28 protein-coding genes and 1 pseudogene are annotated in these 24,009 nt (G+C 74.3%); 12 read left to right on the top strand and 17 right to left on the bottom strand.

Annotated elements, in window-relative coordinates:
* Nucleotides 1–42: 42 nt before the first annotated feature.
* The 4 genes from GC722_RS15250 to GC722_RS15235 form a co-directional block, all read right to left on the bottom strand.
* Nucleotides 43–312 (bottom strand): DUF2277 domain-containing protein, encoded by a 270-nt coding sequence (locus tag GC722_RS15250; protein ID WP_156611539.1) that lies wholly within the window; start codon nucleotides 310–312, stop codon nucleotides 43–45.
* A gap of 64 nt (nucleotides 313–376) precedes the next feature.
* Nucleotides 377–601: a hypothetical protein gene (locus GC722_RS15245; RefSeq protein ID WP_156611537.1), complete on the bottom strand. Its 225-nt coding sequence runs from the start codon at nucleotides 599–601 to the stop codon at nucleotides 377–379.
* A 1-nt stretch (nucleotide 602) separates the two neighbouring features.
* On the bottom strand, nucleotides 603–1,763 hold the full coding sequence (locus GC722_RS15240; RefSeq protein WP_331714922.1) for an inorganic phosphate transporter: 1,161 nt from the start codon (nucleotides 1,761–1,763) through the stop codon (nucleotides 603–605).
* Between the two features lie 145 nt (nucleotides 1,764–1,908).
* Complete coding sequence (locus tag GC722_RS15235; RefSeq protein ID WP_331714921.1) at nucleotides 1,909–3,366, bottom strand: GuaB1 family IMP dehydrogenase-related protein; 1,458 nt, start codon at nucleotides 3,364–3,366, stop codon at nucleotides 1,909–1,911.
* A 45-nt stretch (nucleotides 3,367–3,411) separates the two neighbouring features.
* Here GC722_RS15235 and GC722_RS15230 point away from each other — a divergent pair, with 45 nt between their 5' ends.
* The gene (locus GC722_RS15230; RefSeq protein WP_156611535.1) at nucleotides 3,412–4,443 is read left to right on the top strand and encodes a glutathione S-transferase family protein; all 1,032 of its coding nucleotides are present in this window, start codon (nucleotides 3,412–3,414) and stop codon (nucleotides 4,441–4,443) included.
* An 88-nt stretch (nucleotides 4,444–4,531) separates the two neighbouring features.
* Here the strand turns inward: GC722_RS15230 and GC722_RS15225 are convergent, their stop codons facing one another.
* From GC722_RS15225 to ctaE, 5 genes are all read right to left on the bottom strand, one after another.
* Nucleotides 4,532–4,858, bottom strand: coding sequence for a tetratricopeptide repeat protein (locus tag GC722_RS15225; RefSeq protein ID WP_156611533.1), 327 nt, complete (start codon nucleotides 4,856–4,858; stop codon nucleotides 4,532–4,534).
* A 138-nt stretch (nucleotides 4,859–4,996) separates the two neighbouring features.
* A complete protein-coding gene (gene qcrB, locus GC722_RS15220) occupies nucleotides 4,997–6,706 on the bottom strand; it encodes a cytochrome bc1 complex cytochrome b subunit (RefSeq protein ID WP_156611531.1) in 1,710 nt (569 codons plus the stop codon).
* Complete coding sequence (gene qcrA / locus GC722_RS15215; protein WP_408609322.1) at nucleotides 6,706–7,788, bottom strand: cytochrome bc1 complex Rieske iron-sulfur subunit; 1,083 nt, start codon at nucleotides 7,786–7,788, stop codon at nucleotides 6,706–6,708. The genes qcrB and qcrA overlap by 1 nt, the downstream gene beginning before the upstream one ends.
* Complete coding sequence (qcrC, locus tag GC722_RS15210) at nucleotides 7,785–8,585, bottom strand: cytochrome bc1 complex diheme cytochrome c subunit (protein WP_331714920.1); 801 nt, start codon at nucleotides 8,583–8,585, stop codon at nucleotides 7,785–7,787. The genes qcrA and qcrC overlap by 4 nt, the downstream gene beginning before the upstream one ends.
* A gap of 67 nt (nucleotides 8,586–8,652) precedes the next feature.
* On the bottom strand, nucleotides 8,653–9,366 hold the full coding sequence (gene ctaE, locus GC722_RS15205) for an aa3-type cytochrome oxidase subunit III (RefSeq protein ID WP_408609321.1): 714 nt from the start codon (nucleotides 9,364–9,366) through the stop codon (nucleotides 8,653–8,655).
* 149 nt (nucleotides 9,367–9,515) lie between these two features.
* Between ctaE and GC722_RS15200 the strand changes: the two genes are divergently transcribed.
* Both GC722_RS15200 and trpD read left to right on the top strand, forming a co-directional pair.
* A complete protein-coding gene (locus GC722_RS15200) occupies nucleotides 9,516–10,025 on the top strand; it encodes a hypothetical protein (protein ID WP_231747892.1) in 510 nt (169 codons plus the stop codon).
* Nucleotides 10,026–10,032: 7 nt separating this feature from the next.
* On the top strand, nucleotides 10,033–11,100 hold the full coding sequence (trpD, locus tag GC722_RS15195) for an anthranilate phosphoribosyltransferase (RefSeq protein ID WP_331714919.1): 1,068 nt from the start codon (nucleotides 10,033–10,035) through the stop codon (nucleotides 11,098–11,100).
* A 34-nt stretch (nucleotides 11,101–11,134) separates the two neighbouring features.
* Here trpD and GC722_RS19370 read toward each other — a convergent pair whose 3' ends face one another.
* From GC722_RS19370 to GC722_RS15180, 3 genes are all read right to left on the bottom strand, one after another.
* Nucleotides 11,135–11,800 (bottom strand): prepilin peptidase, encoded by a 666-nt coding sequence (locus GC722_RS19370; protein ID WP_156611529.1) that lies wholly within the window; start codon nucleotides 11,798–11,800, stop codon nucleotides 11,135–11,137.
* 15 nt (nucleotides 11,801–11,815) lie between these two features.
* Nucleotides 11,816–12,289: a hypothetical protein gene (locus GC722_RS15185; protein ID WP_156611527.1), complete on the bottom strand. Its 474-nt coding sequence runs from the start codon at nucleotides 12,287–12,289 to the stop codon at nucleotides 11,816–11,818.
* 143 nt (nucleotides 12,290–12,432) lie between these two features.
* On the bottom strand, nucleotides 12,433–13,254 hold the full coding sequence (locus GC722_RS15180; RefSeq protein WP_156611525.1) for a sunset domain-containing protein: 822 nt from the start codon (nucleotides 13,252–13,254) through the stop codon (nucleotides 12,433–12,435).
* 264 nt (nucleotides 13,255–13,518) lie between these two features.
* On the opposite strand from GC722_RS15180, the gene GC722_RS15175 reads away from it, so the two are divergent.
* Nucleotides 13,519–14,031, top strand: a complete 513-nt coding sequence (locus tag GC722_RS15175) for a peptidylprolyl isomerase (RefSeq protein WP_331714918.1) — start codon at nucleotides 13,519–13,521, stop codon at nucleotides 14,029–14,031.
* Nucleotides 14,032–14,038: 7 nt separating this feature from the next.
* Nucleotides 14,039–14,914, top strand: coding sequence for a rhomboid family intramembrane serine protease (locus GC722_RS15170; protein ID WP_156611523.1), 876 nt, complete (start codon nucleotides 14,039–14,041; stop codon nucleotides 14,912–14,914).
* A 7-nt stretch (nucleotides 14,915–14,921) separates the two neighbouring features.
* Here GC722_RS15170 and GC722_RS15165 read toward each other — a convergent pair whose 3' ends face one another.
* The 3 genes from GC722_RS15165 to GC722_RS15155 all read right to left on the bottom strand — a co-directional run bounded on the left by GC722_RS15165 (nucleotide 14,922) and on the right by GC722_RS15155 (nucleotide 17,184).
* Nucleotides 14,922–15,095 (bottom strand): hypothetical protein, encoded by a 174-nt coding sequence (locus GC722_RS15165; protein WP_156611522.1) that lies wholly within the window; start codon nucleotides 15,093–15,095, stop codon nucleotides 14,922–14,924.
* Between the two features lie 2 nt (nucleotides 15,096–15,097).
* Nucleotides 15,098–15,376: an Lrp/AsnC family transcriptional regulator gene (locus GC722_RS15160; protein WP_156611520.1), complete on the bottom strand. Its 279-nt coding sequence runs from the start codon at nucleotides 15,374–15,376 to the stop codon at nucleotides 15,098–15,100.
* A 68-nt stretch (nucleotides 15,377–15,444) separates the two neighbouring features.
* Nucleotides 15,445–17,184, bottom strand: a complete 1,740-nt coding sequence (locus GC722_RS15155; protein ID WP_156611518.1) for a DEDD exonuclease domain-containing protein — start codon at nucleotides 17,182–17,184, stop codon at nucleotides 15,445–15,447.
* Nucleotides 17,185–17,305: 121 nt separating this feature from the next.
* Here GC722_RS15155 and GC722_RS17880 point away from each other — a divergent pair, with 121 nt between their 5' ends.
* The 7 genes from GC722_RS17880 to GC722_RS15120 all read left to right on the top strand — a co-directional run bounded on the left by GC722_RS17880 (nucleotide 17,306) and on the right by GC722_RS15120 (nucleotide 23,336).
* Nucleotides 17,306–17,536: a hypothetical protein gene (locus GC722_RS17880; protein WP_231747891.1), complete on the top strand. Its 231-nt coding sequence runs from the start codon at nucleotides 17,306–17,308 to the stop codon at nucleotides 17,534–17,536.
* Between the two features lie 263 nt (nucleotides 17,537–17,799).
* A complete protein-coding gene (locus GC722_RS19365) occupies nucleotides 17,800–18,903 on the top strand; it encodes a C40 family peptidase (RefSeq protein ID WP_156611516.1) in 1,104 nt (367 codons plus the stop codon).
* Nucleotides 18,884–20,191 (top strand): hypothetical protein, encoded by a 1,308-nt coding sequence (locus tag GC722_RS15140; protein WP_156611514.1) that lies wholly within the window; start codon nucleotides 18,884–18,886, stop codon nucleotides 20,189–20,191. Before GC722_RS19365 ends, GC722_RS15140 begins: the two co-directional genes overlap by 20 nt.
* Nucleotides 20,188–21,309 (top strand): glycosyltransferase family 4 protein, encoded by a 1,122-nt coding sequence (locus GC722_RS15135; RefSeq protein ID WP_156611512.1) that lies wholly within the window; start codon nucleotides 20,188–20,190, stop codon nucleotides 21,307–21,309. Before GC722_RS15140 ends, GC722_RS15135 begins: the two co-directional genes overlap by 4 nt.
* A 77-nt stretch (nucleotides 21,310–21,386) precedes the next feature.
* Nucleotides 21,387–21,761, top strand: coding sequence for a polyketide cyclase / dehydrase and lipid transport (locus tag GC722_RS15130; RefSeq protein WP_156611510.1), 375 nt, complete (start codon nucleotides 21,387–21,389; stop codon nucleotides 21,759–21,761).
* Nucleotides 21,762–21,793: 32 nt separating this feature from the next.
* Nucleotides 21,794–22,234, top strand: a complete 441-nt coding sequence (locus tag GC722_RS15125) for an SRPBCC family protein (RefSeq protein WP_156611508.1) — start codon at nucleotides 21,794–21,796, stop codon at nucleotides 22,232–22,234.
* A gap of 4 nt (nucleotides 22,235–22,238) precedes the next feature.
* Nucleotides 22,239–23,336 carry an ROK family glucokinase gene (locus GC722_RS15120; RefSeq protein WP_331714917.1) on the top strand — a complete coding sequence of 366 codons (1,098 nt, stop codon included), beginning with the start codon at nucleotides 22,239–22,241 and terminating at the stop codon, nucleotides 23,334–23,336.
* On the opposite strand, the gene GC722_RS15115 is transcribed toward GC722_RS15120, so the two are convergent.
* Together GC722_RS15115 and GC722_RS19515 are read right to left on the bottom strand one after the other, a co-directional pair.
* On the bottom strand, nucleotides 23,333–23,905 hold the full coding sequence (locus GC722_RS15115; protein WP_156611506.1) for a hypothetical protein: 573 nt from the start codon (nucleotides 23,903–23,905) through the stop codon (nucleotides 23,333–23,335). The two genes, GC722_RS15120 and GC722_RS15115, sit on opposite strands and share 4 nt — an antisense overlap.
* A gap of 9 nt (nucleotides 23,906–23,914) precedes the next feature.
* A pseudogene (locus GC722_RS19515) lies at nucleotides 23,915–24,009 on the bottom strand (hypothetical protein); the annotation flags it as partial.

Genomic DNA, 24,009 nt, shown 5'->3' with positions numbered 1-24,009 from the left:
GCGGTCGGTGCCGTTCCCGGGCCAGGGTGGCGCCCGAGGAAGTCAGGAGGCGTAGCGGGCGGCCGCGCGGGCACGGGCCTTGGCCGCCTCCTCCTCACGGTTCTTCGGGGGCGCCGTCGTGGTCAGCTCCGCCAGCAGGTGCTCGGTGATGTGGGCGATCTCGTGCACCGCCCGCTCGAACGCCGCGGCGTTGGCCTGGGACGGCTTGGTGGTCCCGGCCACCTTGCGCACGTACTGCAGCGCGGCGGCGTGCACCTCCGCGGAGGTGGCGGGGGGCTCGAAGTTGTGGAGGGTGCGGATGTTGCGGCACATGCGGTCACTGTAGGACCGCGTGCGCCCGGCCGGGAAGGGGACCGGTGGAGCCGGCTCCCGGCGCTCAGCGGCCGCCGAGCACGATCAGCACGATGCCGGCCACCACGGCCAGGCTGGCGACGCCGAAGCAGCACCCGGCCAGCAGCCGGCGGGGGAACGGGGCGGGGCCGGCCGGGACCTCGGCGAGGGCGCGGACCCCGACGGCGAACACGGCGGGGACGCCGGCGCCGACGAGCAGGCTGACGACGACGATCTGCCAGAGGGCGGTGAGGGTGCCGGGGACGTCCACGTCAGTGCCTCTCGTGGATCAGGTGGTGGTCGGGGTCGAGCACCTCGTCGTCGGGGCACCAGTCGGCGTTGACGTTGGTGTGGTCGACGTGCTGGGCGCGGGAGCGGTGGTACAGGAACGCGGTGGTGACGACCAGCAGCCCGAACACCACCAGGCTCCCGGCCAGTCCGGGCAGGACCTGGACCAGCAGTGCGCACACCGCCCCCACCAGGCCGGCGGCGGGGAGGGTGAGGACCCAGGCGACCGCCATCCGGCCGGCCACCCGCCACCGCACCCGGGCGCCGCGGCGTCCCAGCCCGCTGCCCAGGATGGAGCCGGTGGCCACGTGGGTGGTGGACAGCGACATGCCGAAGTGGCTGGAGAGCAGGATGGTGGCCGCGGAGCTGGTCTCGGCGGCCATGCCCTGCGGGGACTCGATCTCGACCAGACCCTTGCCGAGGGTGCGGATGATCCGCCAGCCGCCCATGTAGGTGCCCAGGGCGATGGCCACCGCGCAGGAGACGATCACCCACCAGGGCACGGTGTCCTCGGCGGAGGCGCTGCCGGCGGCGATCAGGGCCAGGAAGATGACGCCCATCGTCTTCTGGGCGTCGTTGGTGCCGTGCGCCAGCGAGACCAGCGAGGCCGAGCCGACCTGGCCCCAGCGGAACCCGCGGTCACGGGCGCCCGGGTCGACACCCCGGGTGATCCGGTAGACCAGCCAGGTGCCCACCCCGCCCACCAGCAGGGCGACCACGGGGGCGAGCAGGGCGGGCACGACGACCTTGCCCAGCACCCCGCCCCAGATCACCGCGGCCGGCCCGGAGGCGGCCAGCACGGCGCCGATCACGCCACCGAGCAGCGCGTGGCTGGAGGAGCTGGGCAGTCCCAGCAGCCAGGTCAGCAGGTTCCAGATGATGCCGCCGCACAGACCGGCCAGCACCAGCGGCAGGGTGATCATGGAGGCCTCGACCAGCCCGGTGGCGATCGCGGCCGCCACGTGGAGCGAGAGGAAGGCCCCCACCAGGTTCAGCACCGCGGCCAGGGCGACCGCGCGTCGGGGCTGCAGCGCCCCGGTGGCGATCGAGGTGGCCATCGCGTTGCCGGTGTCGTGGAAGCCGTTGGTGTAGTCGAACGCCAGGGCGGTCACCACGACGAGAACCAGCACGACGAGCTCGGTCACACCCCCCAGACTGGTGCCCGGCGGGCACCGCTGTCCACTCGGGCGTCACCGGGTGTTCATGCAGCAGACACCCGGAGCCTGGGCGACGCGCGGGTCACCAGCTGGCGCGGGTCACCAGCTGGTGCGCGTCACCAGCTGGTGTGCGTCACCAGCTGGTGTGCAGGGGACGACCCTCCTCGTAGCCGGAGCTGGACTGGACGCCCACCACGGCCAGCCGGGCGAACTCGGTGAGGTCGCGGGCGCCGGCGTAGGTGCAGCTGGAGCGGACCCCGGAGGTGATGAAGTCCAGCAGGTCCTCCACCCCGGGACGCTCGGGGTCGAGGTACATCCGAGACGAGGAGATGCCCTCCTCGAACAGCGAGGCCAGGCCGCGGTCGTAGCCCGTCGAGCTGCGGGTGCGGTTGCGGACGGCGCGGGCCGAGGCCATGCCGAACGACTCCTTGTAGCTGCGGCCCTGGGCGTCGCTGAGCAGGTCGCCGGTGCTCTCGTGGGTGCCGGCGAACCAGGAGCCGATCATCACGGACCCGGCGCCGGCGGCGAGGGCCAGCGCGATGTCGCGGGGGTGGCGGACGCCGCCGTCGGCCCAGACGGCCCGGCCGTCGGCGCGGGCCGCCTCGGCGCACTCGAGCACGGCGCTGAACTGGGGACGCCCCACGCCGGTCTGCATCCGGGTGGTGCACATGGCGCCGGGCCCGACGCCCACCTTGACCACGTCGGCGCCGGCGTCGACGAGGTCGTGGGTGCCGGCGGCGGTGACCACATTGCCGGCGACCACCGGGACACGGGTGCCGGTGGCGGCGGCCACCCGGTCGCGGACGTCGCGCACCGCGGCCAGGGCGTCCAGCATCTTCTCCTGGTGGCCGTGGGCGGTGTCGACCACCAGCACGTCGACGCAGGCCTCGAGCAGCTGCTCGGCGCGCCCGGCGACGTCGCCGTTGATGCCGACCGCCGCGCCGACGCGGAGCCGGCCGGCCGCGTCCACGGCGGGGGAGTAGATGCCGGCGCGGAGCGCCCCGCGCGGGGTCATCACCCCGGCCATGGTGCCGTCGTCGTGCAGGGCGACGGCGACGTCCTGGTGGCTGGCGGTGAGCAGCTCGAAGATCTCGCGCGGCGGGGTCGTGGTGGCCACGGTGACCAGGTCGGTGCTCATCACCTCGTGGGCCTGGGCGAAGCGGTCCGCACCGGCGGCCTGGTCTGGCCGGACGACGCCGACCGGGCAGCCGTCGTCGTCGACCACCACGGCCAGGCCGTGGGAGCGCTTGGGGATCAGGCTGAGGGTCTCACCGACGGTGGTGGTGCGGGCGACCCGGACGGGGGTGTCGAAGACGACGTGGGCGGCCTTGACCCGGGCCACCGCCTGCCCGACCACGTCGGTGGGCAGGTCCTGCGGGATGATCGCGACCGCGCCGCGGCGGGCCACCGTCTCGGCCATCCGCCGGCCCGACACCGCCGTCATGTTGGCCACCACGAGGGGGAGCGGGGTGGCCAGCGAGTCGGTGCTGGTCAGGTCCACGTCGTGGCGGGAGGCCACCGAGGACCGGCTGGGCACCATGAAGACGTCGTTGTAGGTGAGGTCGGTGGTGGGCTGGGTCAGGAATCGCACCTCCCCAGGGTAGTGACCGAGGAGGTGGAACCTAGACTCGCGACCATGGCCGACTACAGCACCAAGGGCAGCTACGTCGAGGGCGGCAAGGAGTTCGTCCGCGACACCAGCTACGTCACCACCCGGATCACGCGGGACGGCCGCGACGGGTTCACCCCCGAGGCCGGGCGCTACCGCCTGGTCGTGGCCCGGGCCTGCCCCTGGGCGCACCGCGCGGTGATCGCACGCCGGCTGCTGGGGCTGGAGGAGGCCATCTCGATGGGGATGTGCGGCCCCACCCACGACGCCCGCAGCTGGACCTTCGACCTCGACCCGGGCGGCCGGGACCCGGTGCTGGGCTACGAGCGGCTGCAGGAGGCCTACTTCGCGCTCGACCCGGAGTACCCCAAGGGCATCACCGTGCCCGCCCTCGTCGACACGACGACGGGCAAGCTGGTCACCAACGACTACCCGCAGATGACCCTGGACCTGTCCACCGAGTGGGTCGACCTCCACCGGGAGGGCGCGCCGGACCTGTACCCCGAGCCGCTGCGGGACGAGATCGACGCGATGGCGCGCAAGAACTTCACCGAGGTCAACAACGGCGTCTACCGGTGCGGGTTCGCCGGCTCCCAGCAGGCCTACGACGCCGCCTACGACCGGCTGTTCACCCGGCTGGACGCCCTCGAGGAGCACCTGTCGACCCGCCGCTACCTGGTGGGGGACACCATCACCGAGGCCGACGTCCGGCTGTTCACCACGCTGGTGCGCTTCGACGCCGTCTACCACGGCCACTTCAAGTGCAACCGGCAGAAGCTGACCGAGTTCCCGGCGCTGTGGGCCTACACCCGCGACCTGTTCCAGACGCCGGGCTTCGGCGACACCACCGACTTCGTGCAGATCAAGGAGCACTACTACGTGGTGCACACCGACATCAACCCGACCCAGATCGTCCCCAAGGGGCCGGACGTGTCGGGCTTCCTCACCCCGCACGGTCGCGAGGAGCTGGGCGGGCGTCCCTTCGGCGACGGCACCCCGCCCGGTCCGCCGCCGGCGGCCGAGGTCGTCCCGGCCGAGCACTGGGTGCCGCAGGGCTGACCTGCAGCACCCAGTCGCGCCGGGGAGCCGGCCGTCAGGCCAGCTCGACCCCCCCCGGCCGTCAGGCCAGCTCGACTCCCCCCGGCCGTCAGGCCAGCTCGACTCCCATCGCCTCGGCGAGGCGGCGCTGGGTGGCGGCCTCGGAACGGCGGCCCATCCGCTCCAGGGTGCGCACCAGCATCATCCGGGCGTACGGCTCGGCCGGGTCCTGCTCGAGCACGATCTCGAGCTGGCGCCGGGCCGGCTCGAGCAGCGCGGCGTGGAAGTGGCTGCGGGCCAGCAGCAGCCGAGCGCTGACGTTGCTGGGGTCCTGCTCCACCACGACGCTCAGCTGCTCACCGGCACCTCGGTAGTCGCGGTCCTCGAAGCGACGCTGCGCCATGGCGTAGCGCATCGCGGTCAGGTCGTCGGTCATCTCGTCCCTCCTCCTGGTGGGGCCTTGCTGGTGTGGTGGCGGTGCAACCGCTCCGCCACCGGGGTTGTTCCCGGACGACGACGGGCCCCAGGAGCAGCTCCTGGGGCCCGTCATCGGTGGTGTCGCGTGGTCGTGCGGTCAGTCCTTGCCGCCGGTGAGCTCCGGCTGCCGGGAGCCGGTGACGGCGTGGTGGTCGCCGTCGCCCAGCTCGTGGTCGCCGTCGTGCCCGTCCGCGTGGTGCGCGGCGGCCTCGAGCTCGGCCCGGGTCGGCTTGGACATGTTGTCGCCGTAGAAGAACCGGCGGGCCTTGGCCTGGCGGGGGCTGATCTCCTCGCTCTCCAGCACGGGGTACTCGTTGTGCGAGGTGAGCGTGAAGGCCTCGCCCTGGCTGATCGGCAGGTGGTCCTCGGAGTAGCCGCCGGCGGGGGAGCGGTTGATGATGCCGGACTCGCTGCCGTGGAGCAGCCGCTCCTGGTCGACCCGGGTCAGCGCGATGCAGATCCGCTTGGTGATCAGGAAGGCGAGCACCGGGGCCACGAAGACCGCCACCCGCAGCACCAGCGAGATGTTGTTGAGCGACATCCGGAACTGGGTGGCGATGATGTCGTTGCCGCCGCCCAGCATCAGCATGATGTAGGCGGTGATGCCGGCCACGCCGAAGGCGGTGCGGGTCGGGTTGGTGCGCGGACGCTCCAGCACGTGGTGCTCCCGCTTGTCCCCGGTCAGCCAGGCCTCGATCCAGGGGTAGACGCCGAGCAGGGTGAACAGCAGCCCCATCAGCCCGACACCGGGGACGACGACGTTCCACGACCAGGTGGTGGAGCCCCAGTGCGACTCCCAGCCCGGCATGATGCGGATCGCGCCCTCGACCCAGCCCATGTACCAGTCCGGCTGGGAGCCGGCGGTCACCTGGGCGGGGTTGTAGGGACCGTAGGTCCACAGCGGGTTGATCTGCATGAAGGCGCCCATCAGCGTGGTGACGCCGAAGACGATGAAGAAGAAGCCGCCGGCCTTGGCCATGTAGACGGGGAAGAGCGGGTAGCCGACGACGTTCTGGTCGGTGCGGCCGGGACCCGGGTACTGGGTGTGCTTGTGGTAGACCAGCAGCGCCATGTGGGCCGCGATCAGCGCCAGCAGCAGGCCCGGGATCAGCAGGATGTGCACCATGTAGAGCCGGCTGATGATCAGCGTGCCGGGGAACTCCCCGCCGAAGACGAAGAACTCCGCCCAGGTGCCGATCACCGGGATCGAGCGGATCAGGCCGTCCACGAACCGCAGACCGGTGCCGGAGAGCAGGTCGTCGGGCAGCGAGTACCCGGCGAAGCCCTCGATGGTGCCCAGCGCCAGCAGCGCCACCCCGATGACCCAGTTGAGCTCGCGGGGCTTGCGGAAGGCGCCGGTGAAGAACACCCGCAGCATGTGGGCGAACATCGAGGCCACGAACAGCATCGCCGACCAGTGGTGCATCTGCCGCATCAGCAGACCGCCACGGATGTCGAAGGAGATGTGCAGGGTCGACTCGTAGGCCTCGGACATGGCGAGTCCGCGCAGCAGCTGGTAGCTGCCCTCGTACTCGACCTCGGCCATCGACGGCTTGAACCAGATGGTCAGGTACACGCCGGTGATGAGCAGGATGATGAAGCTGTAGAGCGCGATCTCACCGAGCAGGAAGGACCAGTGGTCGGGGAAGATCTTGCGCAGGAAGAACTTGCCCAGGCCGGCGGCGCCGACGCGCTCGTCGGCCCAGGTGACGGGCCCGGCGACGCGGCGCAGGACCGGCCCCGGGGTGCGCTCTGCCGGGGTCGCCGGCACGGTGGTCTGCTCCGACAACGGGGCGGGCTTCGCCATCAGTTGTCACCGTCCTCGTAGTCGTTGCGGGAGTCCCGCTCGAAGTAGCTGGGCCCCACCGGCACCGGGAAGTCGCTCGTGGCGATCAGGTAGCCCTCCTCGTCGGTGGAGATCGGCAGCTGGGGCAGCGAACGCCCGGCCGGGCCGAAGACCACGACCCCGGAGTTGCCGAGGTCGAAGGTGGACTGGTGGCAGGGGCACAGCAGGTGGTGGGTCTGCTGCTCCCACAGCGAGATCGGGCAGCCCACGTGGGTGCAGATCTTGGAGTAGCAGAGGATCCCGTTGACGTGCCAGCTGGAGCGGGACTCGGGGATCTTGATGGAGTTCGGGTCCATCCGGACCACGATGATGGCGGCCTTGGCCTTCTCGACGAGCACCTCGTGGCCGTGCAGCTCCTGCAGGTTCTCGGGCTCGGCGTTGACCAGCTGGCCGATCTCGAGGTCCGCGGCGCGGATGGGCTTGTAGGTGATGTCGTTGACGAGACGGACGCCGGGGCCCCAGATCGTGCGCTCGATGGTCTGGGCGCGGACCGAGCGGGTGGGCCAGGGGCCCAGGTCGGCCAGCGTCACCACGGCGGGGACCACCAGGATCCCCAGGGCGCCCAGCAGGCTGCGCCCGATCAGCTTGCGGCGCTGGAGCTGGGACTCCTCGAGGCCCTGGTACACGATGTCGATGGCCGCGGCGCGGGTCTCCGCGCTGGAGGCGGCGCTGTGGCGCTCCTCGGTCATCTCCTCGTCCGACATCAGGAGCCGGGCCCACTGCACGGCGCCGACGCCCACGAGCAGGATGGCCATGCCGAGGGTGAGGCCGAGCAGCACGTGCTGGGCCATCAGGTGGCTGGCGCCCAGGTCGATGAAGAGGTTCTTGGGCACCGCGAAGTAGATGACCACGAAGGCGATCGCGAACACCGGCACCAGCCCGAAGCAGGTGACGACGAAGCGGTACGCGCCGTTGCCGGCCCGCTCGTCGGTGTCGGTGTAGCGCGGCGGCTCGTGCTCCACGCCGGGGTTGTCGACGGGGTAGCGGTCGTCGTCGGAGCGCACGACGAGCCCGGTGCGGTCCTCCCGCTCGGTGGTGCTCACTTGCTCCGCGCTCCCTTCGAGGCGATCCAGACGGCGAACAGCGCGAGACCGCCCATGCCGACGATCCAGGCCCACAGACCCTCCGACACCGGGCCGAGGTTGCCCAGGGTCAGCCCGCCGGCGGGCTCCTGCTCCAGGCTCTGCAGGTAGGCGACGATGGTGCGGACGTCCTCGTCGGTGATGGTCTCGGGGCCGAACACCGGCATCTGCTGCGGGCCGATGCGCAGGGCCTCCCAGATGTGCTTGGGCTCGACGCCCTGCAGGCTCGGGGCGTACTTGCCGTCGGGCAGCGCGCCACCGGCGCCGGCGAAGTTGTGGCAGGCCGAGCAGTTGGTGCGGAAGAGCTCGCCGCCGCGGGCGATCTCCTCCGCGCTCAGACCCTCGGGGGAGTACTGGGCCTCGGTGGGGATGTCCGGGCCGGGACCGAGGGAGGCCACGTAGGCGGCCATCGCGTCGATCTCCTCGCGGTTGTAGACCGGCGGCCGCTTGGGGGCCTGCTCGGCCTGCTGGGCCATCGGCATCCGGCCGGTCTCGACCTGCCAGTCGACCGACGCCGCGCCCACGCCCACCAGGGTCGGACCCTCGCTGGTGCCCTCGCCGTTCAGGCCGTGGCAGGAGGAGCACCCGACCTGGAACAGGGCGCGACCCTCCTCGACCTGGGTGGAGGTGCCGGAGTCGGCGCTGGACTGCTGCTCCGGGACGGCGACCGTGTACAGGCCACCCATCAGGAAGAGCGCCGCGACCAGCAGCAGCGGCTTGACCGCCTTGTGCCGCCTCCGGGAGGACAGGAACTTCACTGGGTCAACCTCTCTGCTCTGCTGGTGGTGCGTGGGGAGTTCGGGCGCAGCCGTCGCGTCGGACGCATCACTGCAAGAAGTAGATCACGCCGAACAAGAGGATCCAGACGACGTCGACGAAGTGCCAGTAGTAGGACACCGCGACGGCCGCCGTGGCCTGCTCGTGGGTGAAGGTGCGGGCCAGGTAGGTGCGGCCCAGCAGGAACAGGAAGGCGATCAGACCGCCGGTGACGTGGAGGCCGTGGAAGCCGGTGGCGAGGAAGAACACCGATCCGTACACGTCGGAGGACAGCGTCATGCCCTCGGAGAACAGCACGGCGTACTCGTACACCTGGCCGCCGATGAAGAAGGCGCCCATCAGGAAGGTGAGGAAGAACCACTCGCGCAGACCCCAGGTGCGCAGGTCCCACAGCGGACCGGTGCGCTTGACCCGGCTCTGGCCGTGCTCGACGGCGGAGACGCCCAGCTGGCAGGTCACGGAGGACAGCACCAGCACCAGGGTGTTGAGGACGGCGAACTCGATGTTGAGCAGGCCGGCGCCGTGCTCCCACACCGACACCTCCACCCCGGCCTGCTCGGCCTGGGCGTTGGTCACGCTGCGGGTGGTGAAGTAGGCGGCGAAGAGGCCGCCGAAGAACAGCAGCTCCGAGGCGAGCCAGACGATCGTGCCGACCGCCACGGTGTCGGGTCGACCCGGGATCCCCGACAGTCGCGACCGGGCGATCGGGTGCAGGCTCCCGTGCGGGACGCCGGCGCCGGGGGACTGAGTCGAGGTAGCCACGGGGCCATTATGTCCTGAACTCCCGACGGCTTTCACGTCGAGCCGCGCCGGGGCCCCGCCGCCGGGCCGCGCCCGCTGCCGCAGGCCTCCCGCGGGCGCCGGGGGCGGGCGCTAGCATGCCTGCGACGACCTCCTGGGGAAGGAACCCGATGGCAGACGTGCACACCGCCGGCAGCGGCCCCGCGCCCTCGAGCGAGTCCGGCACCTCGTTGCGCGAGGAGGCCCCCCACAGCCCGCTGCTCGGCGGCCCCGGCGACGCGGCGCCGCTGCGGGTGGTGGTCTACTCCGACGACCGACTCGTCCGCGAGCAGGTCCGGCTGGCCCTCGGCACCCGGGTGGCGCGCGACCTGCCGCCGGTGCGCGTGGTGGAGGTCGCCACCCCTCGCGCGCTGCTGCAGACGATGGACGCCGGGGGCGTCGCGCTGGCGATCCTCGACGGCGAGGCGAGCCCCGCCGGTGGGCTGGGGATGGCCCGCCAGCTGAAGGACGAGATCACCCGCTGCCCGCCGGTGCTGGTGCTGGTGGCCCGCCAGCAGGACGCCTGGCTCGCCACCTGGTCCCGGGCGGAGGCCGCGCTGCCCTACCCGCTGGACCCGGTCCGGCTGCCGGTGGTGGCGGCCGAGCTGCTGCGTGCCCACCCTGCCGACGCGCACGCCTGAGCCGGTCGTGACGAGCTCGCTGCCCGCCCCGGCGCACACCTGGCCGGACCTGCTGACCGCGGTCGTCCGCGGCCGGGACCTGGACGTCCCGGCGGCCCGCTGGGCGATGACGGAGATCCTGACCGGTGAGGCGACCGCGGTGCAGATCGCCGGTCTCGCCGTCGCCCTGCGGGCCAAGGGCGAGACGGTGGAGGAGCTCACCGGCCTCGCCGACGCCATGATCGAGCAGGCCACCGCCGTACCCCTGCCCGGACGGCTGGTCGACGTGGTCGGCAGCGGGGGTGACCGATCTAACACGGTCAACATCTCCACCATGGCCGCCGTGGTGGCCGCCGGTGCCGGTGCGCGGGTCGCCAAGCACGGCAACCGGTCGGCGAGCTCGGCCTGCGGCACCGCCGACGTGCTGGAAGAGCTGGGTGTCGTGCTCGACCTCTCCCCGGAGCAGCAGGCCCGCGTGCTGGAGCGCGCCGGCATCGTGTTCCTCTTCGCCCCCCGCTACCACTCGGCGCTGCGTCACACCGCCCCGGCGCGGCGTGAGCTCGGCATCGCCACCTTCTTCAACTTTCTGGGCCCGCTGGCCAACCCCGCCCGACCCGGCTCCCAGGCCGTGGGGGTCGCGGACCTGCGGATGGCGGACCTGGTCGCGGGCGTGCTGGCCGGGCGCGGCACCTCGGCCCTGGTCTTCCACGGCGACGACGGGCTGGACGAGCTGACCACGACCACGGAGTCGACGGTGTGGCTCACCCGGGACGGCCGCCTCGCCCGGACCACCTTCGACCCCGCCCAGCTCGGTCTGGCCCGCAGCCGCCCCGAGGACCTGGTGGGTGGGGACGCCACCGTGAACGCCCGCGTGGTCCGCGACCTGCTGGCCGGGGTGGGCGGCCCGGTGCGCGACATCGTGCTGCTGAACGCCGCGGCGACGCTGCTGGCCGCGGACGGCCCCGACCCCGACGCCGACGTGGCTGAGCAGCTCCGGGAGCCGCTGGAGCGGGCCGCCCGCGCGGTCGACTCCGGCGCCGCCGCGGCCGTGCTGGAGCGGTGGGTGGAGGCCACCCGCGAGGTCGCCGCCGGCTGAGCGGGCAGCACGGGCCGGGGACCGTCGACGTGGGTCAGCCGGCGAGCGGGGCGAGCAGCGCGGCCAGGAAGGGCCCGGCCACCAGCGCCGGGGCGTAGGGCGTCGGACCCGGCCGCCCCAGCGTCCTGCGGAGCAGGGCCACCACGGCGCCGAGGGCGGTGCCCAGCAGCAGGCTCCACCACCACCCGAGCGGGCCCAGCGAGCCGGCGGCGAGCCCGACCAGCGGGGCGATCCGGACGTCGGCGAACCCGATCCCGCCGCGGCTGATCCGCCAGGCCAGCCAGAACAGCGCGGCGGCGGCGACCGCCCCCGTCGCCGCGGCCAGCAGCTGCGGCCGGCCGGTCCCGAGGAGCAGGGCGGCGGCCGCGGCCGGGACGCCCAGCGCCCAGCCCGCCCAGCACAGCTGGCGCGGGATCCAGGTCGAGCGGGCGTCGACCACCGCGGCGGCCACGCCGCAGGCCAGCAGCGGCCACCACAGCGGGCGCAGCGCACCGGGTACGGCGAGCAGCACCACCAGCACGGCGACCGCGGCGGCGAGCGTGTGCGTCAGCACCGTCCGGCCGTCGGCCAGCGACCGGTAGCCCGGACCCGTCCCGCCGGAGGAGGTGACCGGCTCGGGCAGCGCCCTCAGCAGCGGTGGGAGCAGTCCCACCGCGGCCGCGGTCAGCAGCACGGTGACCGCGCCGGCCCAACCCCCCACGCGTGCTCCTCCCGCTCAGGCGGCCACGGCGTCGACGCCGCGGGCGCTGCTCAGCGCCGAGGCCAACAATGCCGTCCGGGCGGTGCAGGAGGTGGCTGAGCCGTCGGCCAGGGCGCGCACCTGCGCCCGCGGCAGCTGCAGCCAGGCGGCCAGCTCGGCCTCGCCGGCGCCCTCCGCGACCAGGTCGCGCAGCAGCGCGTGCACCGGGCCGGCGGCCACCTGCTGCGACAGCTGCGCGGCTGTGTCGGTGCCGAGCCGGAGCAGCCGCGCCGCCGACTCCGGGTGCAGCCGCTTCAGCGGTCGACCGGCCCGCCCGTGCAGCAGCGCCCGGACCAGGGCGGGCTCCACCCCCGCCGCCAGGGCCAGCGCCCGCCAGGGCAGCCCGGTGGCCGAGGCCACGTGCCGCAGGTGGGCGCGGAAGGGGGCGGCGAGCACCCACCCGTGCGCGGGCTCCCGCTCGGCGCGGGCGTCGACGGCGGTCAGGGACATGGCTCCTCCTCGGTGTGGCTGTTCTCCACGAGGAGAAAGCCGTTCCGGAGGGGCCGGCATGAGTCGGGGTCCCAGCTCCGTGCGACGGACGGGGACGACGAAGGGCCCCCGGGTCGTCCCGGGGGCCCTTCGAGGAGGTCAGCTCAGCGCTGGGCCTTGCTGAAGCCGGCGGCCTCGGCGGAGGCCTCGCTGTCGAACCAGACGTCGGCGATGGTGCGCTCGTACCCGCCGCTGTCGGCGGTGTGGTACTTCATCGAGCGCTCGTTGCCCTTGACCGTGTAACCGGCCGGCGGCTCGTCACCCACGTAGGAACCCGGCCCGTACTTCGAGCCCTGGTCACCACCCGGAGGGTCGATGCGGTCGACGCTCTCGGCCTCGGTCTCGCCCGTCGCGGGCTCGGTGGCGGCAGCGGCGGTGGCGGCGGTGGCGTCCGCGGCCGTGGCGGCGGCCTCCGGGCTGGGAGCGGCGGTCGCGGTGGTCGTGGTCGAGCCCGCGTACGGGGCGCTGGGCTGGTAGGTCTCCCAGCCGGAGTCCTTCGGGCCGAAGAACTTCTTGAAGGCCACGTAGCCGACACCGGCCAGGGCGGCCAGCAGCGCCAGGCGGCGGAGCAGACGTCCCCTGCCCTTCTTCTTCTTGGGCTCCGGCAGCTCGAGCTCGCCCTTCAGGGCGGCCACGGTGGCGGCACCCCGCTTGGTCGCGGCCACGGCCACGTCCGACTCCGCGGCGCGCTCGAGCACCTCGGTCAGCCGGGGGAGCAGGTCGTCCTGCACCTTCTTCTGAGCCACCTCCACCGCGGGGGACACCCTCTCGAAGGCGTCGTTCAGCTTCGGCCCCAGGGCCTCCACCGCCGTGGCCGCCGCGGCGGCGCTGCGGGTGCGGGCGGACTGGGCCAGCGGGCCCACGGCGTGACCCGCCTTCTCCACGTACGGCGCCAGCGACTCGACGTAGTCGGTGACGGCCTCCACGGCCTTCTCGACGGCCTCGGCTCCACGTTCTGCGGCCGTGTGAGATGTCTCTGCGGCGGCTCGCAAGACCTTGTCCTTCTTGCGTGACACGTTTCCTCCGATGGGTCTGTCCTTCACTCCACGCTGGAGTCCGGCCAGACTACCGGGCTGACTGGTCACCCCGCCGGGCCCCTCCGAGGGCTCCGGGCGCTGGTCCGGGCGTGACAGGATGGGCCCGTCCCAGGCCGGCCCACCCGCCGGCGCACCTGCACCGAAAGGCGACCCGTGGCCCAGACCGCGACCCTGCACACCAACCACGGCGACATCGTGCTGACCCTCTTCCCGGAGCAGGCACCCAAGACCGTCGCCAACTTCACCGGTCTGGCCGGTGGCACCCAGGAGTACCGCGACCCGCAGTCGGGTGAGCTCACCACCGGTCGGTTCTACGACGGCCTGACCTTCCACCGGGTCATCGACGGCTTCATGATCCAGGGCGGCTGCCCGCTGGGTACCGGCACCGGCGGCCCCGGCTACACCTTCGCCGACGAGTTCCACCCCGAGCTCAGCTTCTCCAAGCCCTACCTGCTGGCCATGGCCAACGCGGGCCCGGGCACCAACGGCTCGCAGTTCTTCATCACCGTGGGCCCGACCCCGCACCTGAACCGGCGCCACACCATCTTCGGCGAGGTGGCCGACCAGCCCAGCCGCGACGTCGTCGACGCCATCGCCAGCGTGCGCACCGGACGGCAGGACCGTCCGGTCGAGCCCGTGGTGATCGAGTCGGTCGAGCTCTCCTGACCCGCTGGTGAGTCAGCCAGGCCCGGCCGCCGCGCCCGAACCGACCTTCCGTCCCTGCTACCGCCACCCCGACCGGGCGACGGGGATCGGCTGCCAGCGCTGCGGCCGGCCGATCTGCGGGGAGTGCATGGTGGAGGCCTCCGTCGGCTTCCAGTGCCCCCAGTGCGGACGGCGGGACCCGGGGGCGCGGACGGCCCGGACCCGGACCGGGGCGCCGCTGGGTCTGGGCTCGGGTCCGCTGGCGGCCTACTCGGCCGCGGCGGTCCTGGTCGGGATCAAGGTGGTGGTGGGGCTGGCCGACCTGTTCAGCGGCGTGGAGTCGCTGCTGGTGTCGGTCAACGCCCTGGTGGCGCGAGGAGAGGTGTGGCGGCTGGTCACGCACTCGTTCACGTCGGGCTCGCTGCTCCACCTGGTCATCAACGCCCTGTTCCTGTTCCTCATCTGCCGCAGCATCGAGGCCGAGGTGGGGCGGTGGCGGATCATCGCCACCTACCTGCTCTCCGGGTTCGGCTCGGCCTGTGTGCTCTTCGCCCTGGGCCCCGCCTACGCGGGTCTCGGGGGCGGGTTCACCGCCGTGCTGGGCCTGCTGGCGATGAACGCGGTGCTCAAGGTCCGGCGTGGTGAGGACGTCCGCCCCGAGCTGATCTTCCTGGCCATCCTGGTGGCCTTCAACCTGCTGCTGGGTGGCATCTCCGGTCCGGGTGCCGTGGCCGGGCAGCTGCTGGGGATCCTCGGCGGGGCGGCGTTCGGGGCCGGCACCGGTGTGGTGCTCTCCCGCGGGCCGCGCGAGGGGCGCACCCGGCGCCAGGTCCTCGGACTGCTGGGCCTGACCCTGGTCGGCGCCCTGCTGGTCGCCGGCAGGATGGGCGCGGGCGCCCTCTAGGGCGCGGTCAGCCCGCCGGACGCGCGGGCAGCGGGATGGCCGGCAGGGCTGGGTCGGACACCAGCCAGCCGGCCAGTGCGCACACCACCACGGTGACCGCGACCAGCAGGGCGAGCCCGATCCGGGCGGCGCGCGGCAGGGGCGGTGCCCCCGTGGCGGGGGCCGGGTGCTCGGCGGCCACGGTCAGTCGGCGCCCAGGGAGAAGGCGGCCTCCAGGTCGTGGCTGGAGTAGGCCCGGAAGGCGATGTGCGTCTCGGTGTCCAGGATGCCGGGCACCTTGTTGAGCTGGTCGGCCACCACGGTGGCGACCTCCTCGTGGGTGCGTACCCGCAGCACCGCGATCAGGTCGATCGAGCCGGTGACGGAGTACACCTCGGTGATGCCGGGCAGCGAGGCGATCTCCTCCGCGACCTCGGGGATCTGGGCCACCTCGGCCTGCACGAACACAATCGCGGTGATCATGGCCCCTGATGGTAGTGCCGCCCCGCCGCGCGCTCCGGGTGCACCTCCCGCCGCGCCGGCCGCGCGGCTCACAGCGGGAGGGGCTCGGCGGGCAGCCCCGGCACCCGCACCTCGGCGACCGCGTGCAGCGGCCAGCTCCAGTCGCCGTCCATCTCGATCAGGCGGACCCCCGGCTGCTCCATCCAGCTGGCGATCCGCTCGACCTCCTCGGTCAGCGCCGCCGACTCCCCGGGCCCGGGGGCCAGCACCGTCTCGGCCGTGGCCACCGCAGCCCGGGCCACCGCCTGCGGGACCTCGCCGGGCCGGGCCAGGGCGGCGCCGGCCAGCCGGCCCCAACGCAGCACGTGGATCTCCCAGCCGTCCTCGACCAGCCGGGCCGCCACCACCTGGCGGCAGCGGGCCAGGCTCTCGATCCGCTGCTGGCGGCGCACCGCCCGGGCCAGCTGCAGCAGCCGGTTGCGGACCTGGGCCGCCTCCTCGTAGCGCTGCTCGCGGGTCAGCCGCAGCAGCCGCCGGCCGCCGGCGTCGAGCACCGGCCGCACGTCGCTGGCCATGCTGCGTCGCACCTGGGAGACCACCTGGGCGTACCCGTCGCGGTCGACCCGGCCGTCGCAGGGGGAGCAGCAGCGGCCCATCTCGGCCAGGGCGCAGGCGGTGCCGTCCTGGGCCAGCCGGATGCGGTCGCTGCACCGGCGCACCGGGTGGGCGTCCTGCAGCGAGAGGACGGCCTCCTCGGCGTCGGCCCGGCGCCGGAAGGGCCCCAGGTAGGTGGCCCGGTCGGCCAGCTGCTGGCGGACCACCGACAGCCGCGGGAACGGCTCCTCGGTGACCTTGACCCACAGCTGGCGCTCGGGCTGCTTGGAGCGGCGGTTGTACCGCGGCCGGTGGGCGGCGATCAGCCGCAGCTCCAGCACCTCGGCCTCGAGCGCCGTGCTGCAGGGGATCGCCTCCACCCCGCTGGAGACCCGGATCATCTCCTCCATCCGCGGGCGCTTCTCGGAGGCGGTGAAGTAGCTGCGCACCCGGGTCCGCAGGTGGCGGGAGGTGCCCACGTAGAGGACCTCGCGCCCCTCGCGCAGCGGCCGGGGGGCGCTGCCGGCGGGGGTGGGGGTGTCGGTGTGGAACAGGTAGACCCCGGGGCCGGTGGGCAGGTCCTGGGCCCAGACCCGCTTGGCGCGCCGCTGCGGGGAGACCCGGTGCCCGAACTCGACGAGGTCCTCCAGGGTGTGCACCCCCAGGTTGCCGACCCGCTCGAGCAGGCCGTGCAGCACGTCGACGGTGGCGCGGGCGTCGCTGAGGGCCCGGTGGTTGGGGGTGGTCGTGCTGCGGAAGTGCTGGGCGAGCGTGGCGAGGCGGCAGTTGGGCACCTCGTCGCGCAGCAGGATCTGGCGGGCCAGGGCGACCGTGTCGAGGACCCGCGGGGCCGGCCAGGGGTAGCCCAGCTGCTCACAGGCACGCTTCAGGAAACCGACGTCGAAGCTGGCGTTGTGGGCCACCAGCACGGCACCCCGGGCGAACTCCAGGAAGCTGGGCAGCACCTCGGCCAGCCGGGGCGCGTCGGCGACCATGGCGTTGGTGATGCCGGTCAGCACGGCGACCAGCGGCGGGATGGGCTCGGCGGGCCGGACCAGCGTCTGCAGCTCGCCCTCCACCACGCCGCCCCGGACCCGGACCGCCCCCACCTCGGTGATCGAGGACTCCGCCGTGCTCCCGGTCGTCTCCAGGTCGACCACCACGAAGGTGACGTCGGGCAACGGGGTGCCGAGCTCCTCGAACGAGGGCTGGCTGGCGGCGGTGGTGCTGGGCATGGGGCAGACGCTAGGAAGCGGGGCTGACAGTTCCTCCGGCGCCGGCCGGCCGGACCGGCGCGACGCGACCCCCGGGCCGGCGCCCCGCGGAACTGTCAGTGGCCCCGGTCAGGGTGTGGCCATGGACTCCTTGACCATCGACTGCGACACCTGCGCCGTCCGCGGACCCGCCTGCGACGGGTGCGTCATCAGCGTGCTGATGGGGCACCCGGACGAGGCGCCGATGGTGCTCGACGACGACGAGCGCCGCGCCCTGACGGCGCTGGCCGGCCACGGGCTGCTCCCACCGCTACGGCTCGCCCCACCCGGGGCCGGGCCGGGGGTCGCGCACGGGCGGCAGGCGTCGGGCTGAGCGGTGTGAGCCAGGTCACACGACACGTCCTGAGAACCCTCAGCAACCATTTGGTATCCGGACCGCCGCTGGCATAGCGTGACCCCCGTGCCCTGGGCCCTGACGTGTGCATCGTCACCCGGGCACGCGCTGGGTCTGGAGCCGGCAGACCGTGCCGTGCCGGCAGACCACGCCGGCCCGGGGGAGCGTCCCACGTCCGCGTGGGTCGCCGCGGCTCGTGGGCGAGCCGGCTCAGCTGCAGCAGTCGAGAAGAAGGAGTCTGCGTGATCTCGTGCGCTCGCCTGGCCTCGCGGGCCGCCGCCGTCACCGCCGTCGCCGCCCTGGCGCTGGGGTTCGTCGTGGGACCGGCCTCGGCCGACCCGATCGACGAGGCCCGCGAGCGGGTGGAGGCGCTCGGCATGGAGGCCGCCGCGATCGACCAGGACTACGCCGCCGCGCAGGACCGGCTCACCAAGGCGCGTGACCGGCTGGCGGCCAAGCAGGCCGACCTGGCCGACCAGCGCGAGAAGGTCGAGCAGATGCGCGGGCAGATCAGCCGCATCGCCCTCGCCCAGTACCAGGGCCGTCACCTCGACCCGACCACCCGGCTGCTGATGTCGGCCGACTCCGACGGCTTCATGAGCCAGTTCGCCACGGTCGAGAAGGTCAACGACACCCAGAACACCAGCCTGCAGCAGTTCCAGACCGAGCAGGCGAACCTGGTCGACCTCGAGCGCGCGACCCAGGCCGAGGTGGCCCAGATCGGCACCTCCGAGGCCGAGATGGCCGACGCCCGCAAGCGCTCGCAGGAGAAGCTCGCCGAGGCCCAGGCGGTCCTCGACCGCCTCAGCGAGGAGGAGCGGGAGCGTCTGGCCGCCGAGGAGCGGGAGGCCGAGCGCGCCGCCGCCGCCGCGGCGGAGGAGGCCGCCGACGCCGAGCCGGCCGCCCGCGAGGAGCGGACCGGCGACGACGAGCAGCGTGGCCAGGACGACGGGGCGTCCGAGGACGCCGCTGCGAGCGCCGCGGTCAGCACCGGCTCCGGCCGCGCCGCCGACGCGGTGGCCTTCGCCAAGGCCCAGATCGGCAAGCCCTACGGCTACGGCGCCACCGGCCCCGGCGCCTACGACTGCTCCGGCCTGACCGGCGCCGCCTGGCGCGCCGCCGGGGTGAGCCTGCCGCGCACCTCCCAGCAGCAGTTCGGCTCCGGCCAGTCGGTCTCGATCGGCTCGCTGCAGCCCGGTGACCTCGTCTTCTACTACGGCGGCATCTCGCACGTGGCCATCTACGTGGGCGGCGGCCAGATCGTGCACGCCTCCCGGCCCGGCAAGCCGATCGGGTACGCCCCGGTCGACTCGATGCCCATCGCCGGTGCCCGCCGCGTCGGCTGAGCCGCACCAGCCGGCGCCCCCGTCGCGCCGCGCCGTCTCGACGCCAGCCCCCTCCCGGTCCGCCGGGCGGGGGCTGCGTCGCCTGCTGGCCCTGCTGCTCCCGCTGCTGCTCGGCTGCGCCCCACCCGCCGAGGACCCGGCAGCGAGCTGGGACCAGGCTGCGGCCCAGCAGGCGCTGGACCGCTGGGTCGCGGCGGCGGTCGCCGGCGACCGGGCCGGCTTCGACGCCGAGCTGAGCACCGCCGACCCGGGCTTCGCCGCCACCGCCGACGAGCTGTTCGCCAACCTGGAGCAGCTGGGACGGGTCGAGGTCGAGCTCGCGACGGAGCGTGCGGAGCTGCGACCCGGCCGGGCGGAGGTCCTCGGCCAGCCCGCCGTCGTGGTCCGGGCCCGCGCGACCTGGAGCACCGCCGGCCGGCCCCGCCCCGACGAGCGGCTGCAGGGCACCGTCTGGCTGACCTGGCTGGTCGAGGACGGCCGTCCCCGGCTGGCCGGGACGGTCGACGGACCGGCCCGCCCAGACGCCGCCGTCCCGCACTGGTGGCTCGAGCCGGTCACCGTGCAGCGGGTGGGGGAGACCAGCCTGCTGACCGGCGCCGGCGTGGACGCCGACGCCTGGCGGCGGCGGACGGAGCAGGCGGTCGCCGCCGTGGCCGCGGCCGACCTCGACGCCGCGCGCCCGGAGGGGCCGCCGCCGGCCGTCGTCGTGCAGGTGCCCTCCACCTCCGTGGTGGCCGGACGGGTGCTGGGTGGCGACCTCGCCGGGCGGGCCGCCGTGACCGTCGCCGACCCGGCGGGAGCCCTGCCGGTGGTGGTCGACCCGGCCGCGAACCTGACCGGTCCGGCCTGGCGCTTCCTGCTCACCCACGAGCTCGTCCACGTCCGCACCGCCTCCCCGGCCAGCCGCTCGCCGCGCTGGCTGGTCGAGGGTCTGGCCGAGTCGGTGGCGCGCGAGGCGCAGCCCGACCTCGCCCCGGTCACCGCCGAGCAGGCGGACGACGCCGCGCGGCTGAGCGGGCTGCCCGACGAGGAGCAGCTGGCCGCCGAGCCGGGCGCGGCCTACCTGCGCTGCTGGGTGGCGGTGCGGCTGCTGCAGGACCGGCTGGGGCCGGTGGGCCTGCTCGACCTGGTCGCCCAGACCGCCCGCGGCGCTCCGGTGGAGCAGCGGCTCCGCGCCGCCGGCTGGTCCGAGGAGGAGCTGGCCGCGGCCGTCCAGGGTGCGCTCGCCGACCTGGCCGCCGGTCGGGACGTGGCCTCGCTGCGGTCCGGGGACGGGGGAGCCGGATGAGCGAGCGCACCACGCTGGTGGTGACCAACGACTACCCGCCCCGGCTCGGCGGCATCGAGACCTTCGTCTCGACCGCCGCGGAGCTGCTCGGGCACGACGTGGTGGTGCTCACCTCCTCGCACCCGCGCCAGCACGAGGTGCACCCGCCGCACCCGGTGCACCGGCTCCCCACGGCCACCCTGCTGCCCACGCCCGCGACCACCCGGGCCGCGGTCGAGCTGCTGCGCAGCACCGGCGCCCGACGGGTGCTGTTCGGCGCTGCGGCCCCGCTGGGGCTGCTGGCCCCTGCGCTGCGGCGAGCCGGCGCCCGACGGCTGGTGGCCCTCACCCACGGGCACGAGGTGTGGTGGTCGCGGGTGCCCGGGACCCGTCGGGCGCTGCGGCGGGTGGGCGAGGCCGTCGACCACCTGGGCTACGTCTCCGAGGCGACCCGGGGACCGATCGCGGCCGCCGTGGGCCCACGGGTGGCGGGACGGATGGTGCGGCTGCCACCGCCGGTGGCGACCGGGCGGTTCACGCCCGCGCCCGCGCCCCGGCCGGGTCCCTCCGCACCCACGGTGCTGGCGGTGGCCCGGATGACCCCGCGCAAGGGCGTCGACGTGCTGCTGCGGGCCTGGCGCCAGGTGCTCGACGGCTGGTCCGGGGACGTCGCGCCCCGGCTGCTGCTGGCCGGGGACGGGCCCCGGCGGGCCTCCTGGCAGGCGCGGGCGGAGCGGGAGCTGGGACGCGGCGAGGCTGCTCCGCGGTGGCTGGGGGCGGTGCCGCACGAGCGCGTGCCGGAGCTGATGCGCAGCGCCGACGTCTTCGCCCTGCCGGTGCGGACGCGCTTCGCGGGGCTGAGCCCGGAAGGGCTGGGGGTCGTCTTCGCCGAGGCGGCGGCGAGCGGTCTGCCGGTGCTGGTCGGTCGCTCGGGCGGAGCCCCGGAGACCGTGCTGGACGGGATCAGCGGGCACGTCCTCGACCCCACCCGGCCGAAGGCGTGGGCCGCCGCGATGACCGCCCTGCTGGGCGACCCGGTGCGGCGGGCCGAGATGGGCGGCCGGGGCAGGGAGCACGTCCGGCACCGCTTCTCCACCGATCACGTCGGCACCGTGCTCCGTGCCGCCCTCGACCTGTGACCCGCCCCCGACCGACCCCGCCGGAACCGACCCCGCCTCGACCAACCAGGGGCGCCCAGCTGCCACCGCTGGTCACGGTGGAGGCCGAGACCTTCGTGCCGGGTGCGGCCGCCGGCCTGGCCCCCGCCTTGGCGAGCCCGGAGCACCTCGCGCGCTGGGCCCCCGACCTCGTGCTGCACCCCTGGGACGACCGCGGCGAGGAGGGCGTGCGGGCCGTGGTCAGCGGGGTCCTCGTCGGCCGGGTGGAGTGGTGGCTCGAACGGGTCGAGGTCCCGCCCGGCGTGCACGTCCACTTCTGGCTGGCTGCGACGCCCACCGGCGACGGCCGCCGCAGACCCCGGCGTGCCGGCTGGCTGCAGCGGCGCCACCAGCGGCTGCTGCTGCAGGCCCACCTGCGGCGCTGGCAGGCCGCCCTCCGGGGCCTCGCCGACCAGCTGCCGCAGGACCGATAGGCTCGCGCCACCCCAGCTGCGAGGAGAGCGCGATGGCCGAACGGACCCGTGCGAGCGCCGTGATCGAGGCGCCGCCCGAGCAGGTGATGGCGGTGATCGCCGACCTGACGGCCTACCCGGAGTGGGTCGACTCGATGGCGGCGGTCGAGGTGCTCACCACCTCCGCCGACGGGCGCCCCGACCTGGTCCGGATGAGCCTGCGGCACCCGCTCATCTCCGAGAGCTACACCGTGCGCTACAGCTGGGCCGAGGACGAGGTGAGCTGGCACCTGGTCGAGGGCGAGAAGCTGACGGCCATGGACGGCTCGTACCAGCTGCGGCCGCGCGGTGCGGGGACCGAGGTCACCTACAGCCTCAGCGTCGACCTGACCCTGCCGCTGCTGGGCATGCTGCGGCGCAAGGCCGAGAAGACCATCGTCGACGGCGCCCTGAAGGGCCTGGGACGACGGGTCGCCTCGAAGAGCGGGAGCTGACGCGGTGCTGACCATCGGGGTGGACATCGGCGGCACCAAGGTGGCCGCCGGGGTGGTGGACGAGCAGGGCGCGATCCTGGAGCGGGTGCAGCAGCCCACCCCCTCGCACTCGCCCACGGCGGTCGAGGACGCGGTGGTGGAGGTGGTGCGCCGGCTGCGTCGCCGCCACGAGGTCGTGGCCGTCGGCATCGGGGCCGCGGGCTGGGTCGACACCGACCAGGCGACGGTGCGCTTCTCGCCGCACCTCGCCTGGCGCAACGAGCCCATCCGCGACCGGCTGGGCGAGCGGCTGGACCTCCCGCTGGTGGTGGACAACGACGCCAACGCCGCCGCCTGGGCGGAGTACCGCTTCGGCGCCGGCCGGGAGTCCTCGGTGATGATCTGCATCACCCTGGGCACCGGCATCGGCGGCGCGGTGGTGCTCAACGGCGAGCTGTTCCGCGGCCGGTACGGGATGGCGGGGGAGTTCGGCCACATGGGCGTCGTCCCCGGCGGCCACTGGTGCCCGTGCGGGAACCGCGGCTGCTGGGAGCAGTACTCCTCGGGCAACGCGCTGGAGCGTGACGCCCGCCAGCTGGCCGAGGCCCGCTCGCCGCAGGCGCACGCGCTGCTCGCCGCGGTCGGATCGCCCGACCGGATCACCGGGCTCGACGTCAGCGCCGCCGCCATGGCCGGCGACCCGATGTGCGTGGAGCTGATCAGCGACGTCGGCCACTGGCTCGGGCTGGGGCTGGCGAACCTGGCCGCCGCCTTCGACCCGGACCTGTTCGTGGTCGGCGGTGGTGTCAGCGAGAACGGTGCGCTGCTGCTCGACCCCGCGCAACGGGCCTTCGACCGCACCCTCACCGGCCGCGGCTTCCGGCCGTCCGCCACCCTGGCGCTGGCCGAGCTGGGCAGCGCGGCCGGGCTGATCGGGGCCGCCGACCTGGCGCGGCAGTCCATCGAGCAGCCGCCCGGTCGCGGCGAGGGCTTCTGGCCGCGGCGCCGCTGGCGGCACCGGCGCACCCGCCGGCGCCCGCTGGCCACCCGGCTGTCGGTGGTGGGCGAGGCCGCCGAGCGCAGCCGCGCGCAGCGACCGGCACGTGGGCAGGGGGCCGGCTAGAGCCTGGCGCCGCCCTCGGGGTCGGAGTCGCGCCGCAGCCGGGTCATCAGCAGCAGGAACCCGACCACGAAGGAGCCCACGGCGGCGTAGCCGACGCCGGTCGGGAACCGGGAGCCGAGCAGGACCAGCAGCAGCACGGCGACGGTGAAGGCGATGAGGGCACCGCCCACCAGACTCACCGTGGACAGCGAGCTCCACGGGATCGGGGTGACCTCGGGCTTGTCGAAGTGCCCCGGGTCCTCCTCCTCGACCTCCTCGGGCTCGGGCTCGACGGGCTGGCGGAAGAGCGGGTGGTCGTCGGCCCACGCGTCCGAGGCGCGCGCCGGGGAAGGTTCTGCGTCGGCAGCCCGCGCCGGGGAGGGATCCGCGTCGGCACCGCGCCCGAAGGTGTCCGCGTCGGCGTCCCGCGCCCGCGTCAGGTCCGCCTCGGCGTCAGGGGCTCCGCCCGGTCCGGTGCCACCGGAGGGCTCGTCGGCGTCCGGGTCGTCGCTGCGCCAGTTGGCGGTCATCTCGGCGAAGACCCGGTCGAAGTCGGCCGGCTGGCGCCGGTCCGGGTCTGGCTCGGGCATCAGGAGGCCCTCTCCGCGCGCTCGTCGAGCACCCCGCCGTGGCGGGCGACGAACTCCGCGGTCCGGCGGAAGATCTCGGGGGCGTCGTTGTCGAGGGTGGCCAC

This window comes from Auraticoccus cholistanensis, from assembly GCF_009742705.1.
In the GTDB taxonomy this organism is placed as follows: Bacteria; Actinomycetota; Actinomycetes; order Propionibacteriales; family Propionibacteriaceae; genus Auraticoccus; species Auraticoccus cholistanensis.
The sequence above is the reverse complement of the archived record's forward strand: the minus strand, read 5'-3'. Positions and strand labels throughout refer to the sequence as shown.